Below are 231 nucleotides of genomic sequence, written 5' to 3'. Positions count from 1 at the left end.
AAATTAATTTGCATGCACTTATGCCAATCATGGGCTGAAATCGTTTCGACATCTTGGCGCGCATCATTAGCGACATTATTTATCAGTACGTCAAAACGGCCAAAGTGTTGACCAACATCTCTAATGGCTTGTTGTAATGATTCGGAATCGGTGGCATCGACAGCGCGAAACCAAATTGATGAAGCATCAATTTTGGCCATTTTGCTAAGTAGATTGGCTGCTGTTTTATGA

At 41.1% G+C, this 231-nt stretch carries 1 protein-coding gene; it reads right to left on the bottom strand.

All coding sequences use genetic code 11. The features are described from left to right. Positions 1-231: SDR family NAD(P)-dependent oxidoreductase (locus AAEZ00_RS22270; protein WP_351090229.1), on the bottom strand; the 231-nt coding region annotated here is incomplete at both ends.

The sequence above is a fragment of the Shewanella sp. S1-49-MNA-CIBAN-0167 genome (assembly GCF_040310145.1).
GTDB lineage: Bacteria > Pseudomonadota > Gammaproteobacteria > Enterobacterales > Shewanellaceae > Shewanella > Shewanella psychromarinicola.
The sequence above is the reverse complement of the archived record's forward strand: the minus strand, read 5'-3'. Positions and strand labels throughout refer to the sequence as shown.